Raw genomic sequence first — 6,226 nt, forward strand, 5'->3', positions numbered from 1 at the left:
GCCCACAGCACCTGGAAGTGGTTCGACATGCACCGCCGCCACGGCGGCCAGCCGACCTACCGCTACCTGTATGCGCGCATCCCGCCGCAGGCCGCGCCCGCGCCGGCGCGCCGTGGCACTCCGGCCATGCCTGCGTACACGCCGATCGGCGCCCCGCACGCCTGTGAGATTCCCTACTGCCTGGGCAATCTCGACCTCATCACCGGCACACCGTGGGCGGACGAGGATCACCAGGTGTCCGCGACGATGCAGGCGGCCTTCGCCCCGTTCATCAAGACGGGCAACCCCAACGGCCCCGGCGTGCCCGAGTGGCCCGCCGCCGGCGCCGGTGATGCAGCTCCGGCCGTGATGACGATCGACGTGCAGTCGCGGGCGGCGCCCTCCACGACCGAGGCGCGCTACCAGTTCCTCGACCAGCTGGCCGGTCGCCCGTGATCGACGGGACCCGCGCCTCACCACTCCCGGCCGGTCCGTCTCCCGATCCCCGGGTGATGGACGGCCGATCCATGCAGCACTTCCTGCCTTTCGAACCATGTCCGCTTCCCATTCGCTTCGCCTTTACCTTTGTCACGCTCGTGTCGGCCATCGGTATCCCCGTGCCACTGCCGCCGAACACCGACACCACCCGCCCAAGCCCGCGCCCTCGTCGCGCAGATGACCCTCGAGGAAAAGGCCTCGCTGGCCTCCGGTCGCGACTTCTGGACCACCAAGCCGATCGAGCGCCTCGGCGTGCCCTCGATCATGATGACCGACGGCCCGCACGGCCTGCGCAAGGCCTCCGGCGCCGCCCTCTCGGACAGCGTGCCGGCGACGTGTTTTCCGACGTCGCCGGGGCTTGCGCGTCGGAACCCTGAGCCGTGCGCCCAGTCGGCGAAGCCCTCGGCGACGAGTGCCAGGCCAACGACGTGCAGATCCTGCTCGGGCCCGGCGTGAACATGAAGCGCTCGCCGCTCGGCGGGCGAAACTTCGAATACTTCGCCGAGGACCCGCAGCTCTCCGGACGCGTGGCAGCCGCCCTGATCGACGGCGTGCAAAGCCGCGGCGTCGGCACCTCGTTGAAGCATTTTGCCGTCAACAACCAGGAGCACGAGCGCATGCTCAGCGACTCGATCGTGGACGAGCGCACGCTGCGTGAGGTGTATCTGCGGGCCTTCGAGATCGCCATCCGCGAGGCCTCGCCGTGGACGGTGATGTGCGCCTACAACCAGCTCAACGGCACGCCCGTGTCGCATTACGCCCGCTGCTCGACCAGATCCTGCGCAAGGAGTGGGTTTCCAGGGACTCGTGGTCTCCGACTGGGGCGCGGTGAGCGAACGGGTGAAGAGCGTGCGGGCCGGCCTCAACCTCGAGATGCCGGGTTCGATGGGGCGCACCGACGCCGAGATCGTCGCGGCGGTGCGCGCCGGACAGCCCAGAGGAAGCGCGCCTGGATGAACTCGTCACCCAGACGCTGGCGGTGACGCTGCGCGCCCACGAGGCCCGCCGCCCCGGCGCCACTTCGACCCCGCCGCGCACCATGCCTGGCGCGCCGCGTCGGCGGCGAGAGCATCGTGCTGCTGAAAAACGACGGCGGCCTGCTCCCGCTCGATCTGCAGGCGCCCGTTCGCGTCGCGGTCATCGGCGCGTTCGCGCAGAAGCCACGCTTTCAGGGCGCGGGCAGTTCGCAGGTGCGGCCGACCCGGATCGACACGCTCTGGACCGAACTCGGCGGAACTCGCCGGTCCCAAGGCCGTGTTGTCCTTCGCGGGCGGGCTATCCGCCGATGGTGCGACGTCGGACGCGCTTGTCGACGAGGCGGTGAAGACGGCGCAAGCCGCGGATGTCGTGATCGTCGCGGCGGGCCTGCCGGACGCGGTCGAGTCCGGAGGGTTACGACCGCACGAACATCGACCTGCCCGGCGGGCACAACCAGCTGATCGACGCGGTCGCCGCGGCGCAGCCGCGGTGTGTCGGTGCTGATGAACGGCTCCGCGGTGCGCCTGCCATGGGCGGACCAAGTGCCCGCGATCGTCGAGGGTTGGCTCGGCGGGCAGGCCGGCGGCGGCGCGCTCGCCGACGTGCTCACCGGCGTCGTGAACCCTTCGGGCAAGCTCTCGGAGACCTCCCGCGCCGTATCGAGGACACCCCGACGTTCCCTGACCTTCCCGGCCTCGATGGGGAAGCCCGCTACGGCGAGGGCGTTTTCGTCGGCTATCGCTGGTTCGACACGCGACGCCTCGAGCCGCTCTTCCCGTTCGGCCACGGGCTCAGCTACACGACCTTGCCTACACCGGGATCCGGGCCGACCGGACCTCGATCGACGACGAGGACGGCGCCCGAGTGCACGTCACGGTCAAGAACACCGGCCGCCGCGCCGGGCGGGAAGTCGTTCAGCTCTACCTCCACGAACGCGCGCCGCGTGTACCAGCCGACGCGGCAGTTGCGCGGTTTTGCCAAGGTCGCCCTCGCGCCCGGCGAGGAAAAGACGGTCACGCTCACCCTCACGCGGCGGGATTTCGCGTACTGGGACGTGCGCATCCACGATTGGGCGGTGCAGTCCGGCACGTTCGAGGTGCACGTCGGCGGCTCATCGCGGGACCTGCCGCTCCACGTTGCGCTCGACGTCACGGCGCGCCACGTGGTCTATCCGAAACTCACGCGGGATTCGCTGCTCAAGAGCTTTCAGGAGACGCCGGGCGGCAAGGTCGTGTTCGACGAGATCCTCCACACCGCGCTCGCCGGCATCGGTCTCGCGGGCGAACTCACCGGCACGCCAGAGGAGATCGAGGCGAAGGAAAAGTCGCGCGCCATGATCACGGTCTTCATCCAGGAGATGCAGGCCTGGAAGCTCGTGGCGGCGAGCCGGGGCGCGATCACCGAGGAGGGGCTGCAGACGATGCTCGATCGCGCGAATGCAGCCGTGACGCCGGGCGGGGAGCGACGGAGAATATCCTCCCGGTTTCCGCGCAAGGCGGCCCGCACTCTCCTCGTGCGATCCCGGCGTCTGGACAGCCCCATCGAGCGTATCGAGCATCTGGAAAACCTGCCGCTGCGTGCGTTCGTGCACAGCGTGCGCGACTGCGCGAGCCACCATCACCGTGACTGCGAGTTTCTCCTCTGCCTGCAGGGCCAGGTCGTCAGCACACGGCCGCCGGACGAGACGCGGCTCGGACCCGACGACCTGTTCTTCGTGCATCCCCACGAGCTGCACCTCACGCGCTGGTCATCGGGGACAAACCTCCTCGCGGTTTTGCAGACCGATGCCGCATTTGCCGCGCGGCTCGATCCCGACTTCATGCGCCGCCAGTTCGCGCTCAACGAATTCGTGCGGCGCAGCCCGACCGATCCGCGGGTGCAGACGATTCGCACGCTGCTGGCGGAGATTCTCTGGGAGCTGCGGCTGCGCCGGCCGGGATATCGCCTGATGGCCGAAGCCTCGGTCCTGCGCCTGCTCGGCCACATGGTGCGCGATGTGCCCTCCAAGCTCGGCCCACCTCCACCGCCGCTGGCGAAGGACGAGTCCGACGAGCTCTCGGCCAGCGCCTCGAGCGCATCGTCGCGCATCTCGAGGCGCACAGCGCCGAACCGCTGACGAGTGCGGGCATCGCGCAGGTCGAGGACGTGTCCGTGAGCTATCTCGCGCGGCTGTTCAAGGAACGCCTTGGCACGACCTTCGCGGATTACCTGGCTCAGGTGCGAGCCCGGCAGTCGCTGCCGTATCTCGCGAACGGGCACACCACGGTGCTCGAGCTCGCCCTGGCCTGCGGCTTCCCCAACGTGAAGAGTTACCTTCAGGCCTTCCGTCGCCAATACGGCAGGACGCCGACAGAGTGGCGCCGCCTTCACGAGGGCGCGCCCGTGCCGAGCCTGGGAGAGAGCGCCTATGCCGCGGCCGACACCGGCCTCGCTTATCACCTGCTGCAACGGCACCTGCCTGCCACCAGTCCGCTGCGCGGCGCATGAACTTCCGCCACCTCCAGCGTGCACCGTTCCGGCTCGGCACCGCGGATCTCGCGTGGGTGCGCGAGACGCTCAGTACGGCTGTCGCCGCGCGAACGCCTCGCGCAGCTCGTCGTGCCCCTGGCTCTCGATACGAGCCACGCCAATCTCGACCGGTTCGCGGCCCTCGGTGTCGGCGGCGTGTTTCGCCTGCTCCATCGTCCCACGGCGGTGATGCGCGACGAGGCCGCGCGGCTGCGCGCCGCGTGTGCCGTGCCGCCGCTGCTGTGCGGCGACCTCGAGTTCGGCGAACTCCACGCGATCGGCGGGGCGGAAGCGCACGGCCTTTCCTAATCCGCTCGCGGCGTCCGCCGCCGGGCTGCCGAGCGGTCGAACGCTTGGCGGCGATCGCGGCGATCGAAGGCCAGGCTGCCGGATTCAACTGGTCGTTCTCGCCCGTCGCCGATCTCGACCTCCACCGGCACAACGCCGTCGTGAGCACGCGTTCGTTTGGCGACGACCCCCGCCACGTGGCGCGGTGCGTGCAGCGTTACGTCGAGGTGGCGCAGCGCCACGGGCTCGCCGCCTGCGCGAAACACTGGCCGGGCGACGGCGCTGGCGACCTGGACCAGCACCACACCACGTCGATCAACCCCCTGCCGCTGGCGTCGTGGAAAAAGACATACGGCAGCACGTTCCGCGCGGCGATCCGCGCCGGTGTGCTGTCGGTGATGAGTGGACACATCGCGCTGCCCGCCTGGCCGGGCGCCGCCCGGAAACCCGCGAGCCTCTCACGCGCGCTCAATCTCGGGCTCCTGCGCCGCACGCTGGGATTCAACGGCGTGATCATTTGCGATGCGAGCCTCATGGCCGGACTCACCGTGCACGCCCCGCGCGAGGAACTCGTGCCGCAGGTGATCGCCCACGGCTGCGACATGCTGCTCTTTCCCACCGATCCCGAGCTGGACCTCGACTACCTGCTGCGCGCCGTGTCGGACGGACGTCTCACGCGCACGCGCGTCGACGAGGCGGTGGCGCGCGTCCTCGCGATGAAGGCGGCTCTCGGCCTGCATCGGAAAACACGCCCGCCTCAGCCGCTCCGGCCGGCCGTGCTGCGGCGCCATGCCCGCTGGGCCGAGGAGACAGCGCGTGGGGCGATCACGTTGGTGCGTGATCAGGCGGGACTGCTGCCGTTGCATCCGCGCCTCCAGCCGCGGCTGCTCCTCGTCCAGCAGGAGAACCGTCGCACTTGGTACGGCTCTCTGCCGCCCTTGCAGTTCGAGACGCTGCTGCGCGAAGCGGGTTTTGCCGTCACCCGCCTGCGTGAGGAATCGGACGTGCGCCGGGAGCTCTTCGACGTCGCGGTGTGGGTCGTGGCGGAGGAAGCGGCGGCGGGAAAGCGCACGCTCGGTGTCCCGTGGGATCAGCTGCTCGACGGCCTCCGCCTCAGCATGGTGCGCACCTGGCCCGAGCTGCCGTCGGTATTCATCTCGCTCGGCCATCCCTGGCACGTGCGGGAGATCGAAGGTTGTCCGGTGGTGATCAACGCCTACTCGCCCGTGCCGGCCGTGCAGCGAGCCGTGGTGGCCGCGTTGACCGGCCGCGCCCTGTTTCGCGGCAGCAGTCCGGTGCACCTCGCGCCGCGCGACTGATCGCCACGCGGCGTATCACGGAGGTCACAGACCGACCACCCGTACGTGGGCGGCAACGGCGTCGTCGGGCGAGGTGCGGAGCTTCAGGCCGCTGGCCGTCGTCACGCGGCGGATCGTGACGTGTTCGGTCAGCCGATACGGGAAGGGGCGGGCCGCGGTGGCCGGCGTGTTGCCGTCCGGGTCGTTGAAGAGGTAGGGGCCGGCGTAGCCTTCGGGGATAGCTTGGTGGTCGTCGATGGTCAGGCCGTCGATGATGATGGTCTGCGGCATGAAGCAGGGATAACCAAAGTCGTGCTGGCCGTCGTTGCTTACGCCGATCAGGTACGGCTGCACCGCCGTGCCGCACGCGGGTTGCCATGTGCAGTCGCGGATCACGATTGTGCCTTCCCAGGTGCTGCCGTAGTCGGTGCGCAGGTTGATGAAGGCGCGGCCGTTGATCGTGCAGTTCTCGACCGTCAACGTGCCGCGGCCTATGGCGTTGAGCCCGGCGTGGCCGAGCGTGCAGCCGCGCAACGTGTAGGTCCCGGCCACGCCCTGGTGCGTGTCCATGCGCGAGACCGTGCAGTTTTCCAGGAGGATGTTCTTGCAGAAGTTGGTCGCGATCACGCCCCAGCGCGTGGTGTCGCAAATGTTGTCCATGCGCACGCCGCTCATGG

Annotated in this window: 7 protein-coding genes and 1 pseudogene; 6 read left to right on the forward strand and 2 right to left on the reverse strand. The window is 69.5% G+C overall.

Annotated features, from left to right (window positions below):
- The 5 genes and pseudogenes from IPK20_22010 to IPK20_22030 all read left to right on the forward strand — a co-directional run.
- Nucleotides 1–435 (forward strand): carboxylesterase family protein (locus IPK20_22010; GenBank protein ID MBK8019095.1); only part of this gene is annotated, 435 nt, incomplete at its 5' end.
- Nucleotides 436–654: 219 nt separating this feature from the next.
- Nucleotides 655–1,434, forward strand: a pseudogene (locus IPK20_22015) (glycoside hydrolase family 3 protein).
- A gap of 116 nt (nucleotides 1,435–1,550) precedes the next feature.
- Nucleotides 1,551–1,916, forward strand: a complete 366-nt coding sequence (locus tag IPK20_22020) for a glycoside hydrolase family 3 C-terminal domain-containing protein (GenBank protein ID MBK8019096.1) — start codon at nucleotides 1,551–1,553, stop codon at nucleotides 1,914–1,916.
- A gap of 482 nt (nucleotides 1,917–2,398) precedes the next feature.
- Nucleotides 2,399–3,571 carry a fibronectin type III-like domain-contianing protein gene (locus tag IPK20_22025; GenBank protein ID MBK8019097.1) on the forward strand — a complete coding sequence of 391 codons (1,173 nt, stop codon included), beginning with the start codon at nucleotides 2,399–2,401 and terminating at the stop codon, nucleotides 3,569–3,571.
- A gap of 35 nt (nucleotides 3,572–3,606) precedes the next feature.
- Entirely contained in the window at nucleotides 3,607–3,942 is a 336-nt protein-coding gene (locus tag IPK20_22030; GenBank protein ID MBK8019098.1) for a helix-turn-helix transcriptional regulator, read from the forward strand.
- Nucleotides 3,943–4,011: 69 nt separating this feature from the next.
- Here IPK20_22030 and IPK20_22035 read toward each other — a convergent pair whose 3' ends face one another.
- On the reverse strand, nucleotides 4,012–4,260 hold the full coding sequence (locus IPK20_22035; protein ID MBK8019099.1) for a hypothetical protein: 249 nt from the start codon (nucleotides 4,258–4,260) through the stop codon (nucleotides 4,012–4,014).
- A gap of 56 nt (nucleotides 4,261–4,316) precedes the next feature.
- Here IPK20_22035 and IPK20_22040 point away from each other — a divergent pair, with 56 nt between their 5' ends.
- Nucleotides 4,317–5,570, forward strand: coding sequence for a glycoside hydrolase (locus IPK20_22040; GenBank protein ID MBK8019100.1), 1,254 nt, complete (start codon nucleotides 4,317–4,319; stop codon nucleotides 5,568–5,570).
- A 24-nt stretch (nucleotides 5,571–5,594) separates the two neighbouring features.
- Here IPK20_22040 and IPK20_22045 read toward each other — a convergent pair whose 3' ends face one another.
- Nucleotides 5,595–6,209, reverse strand: a complete 615-nt coding sequence (locus IPK20_22045; GenBank protein ID MBK8019101.1) for a hypothetical protein — start codon at nucleotides 6,207–6,209, stop codon at nucleotides 5,595–5,597.
- Nucleotides 6,210–6,226 lie beyond the last annotated feature (17 nt).

The organism is Betaproteobacteria bacterium (assembly GCA_016713305.1).
Classification (GTDB): domain Bacteria; phylum Pseudomonadota; class Gammaproteobacteria; order Burkholderiales.

Bases quoted from the DNA above. Each gene is read 5' to 3' on its own strand.
- IPK20_22045 (MBK8019101.1), bottom strand. From the start codon at position 6,209: ATGGACAACATTTGCGACACCACGCGCTGGGGCGTGATCGCGACCAAC.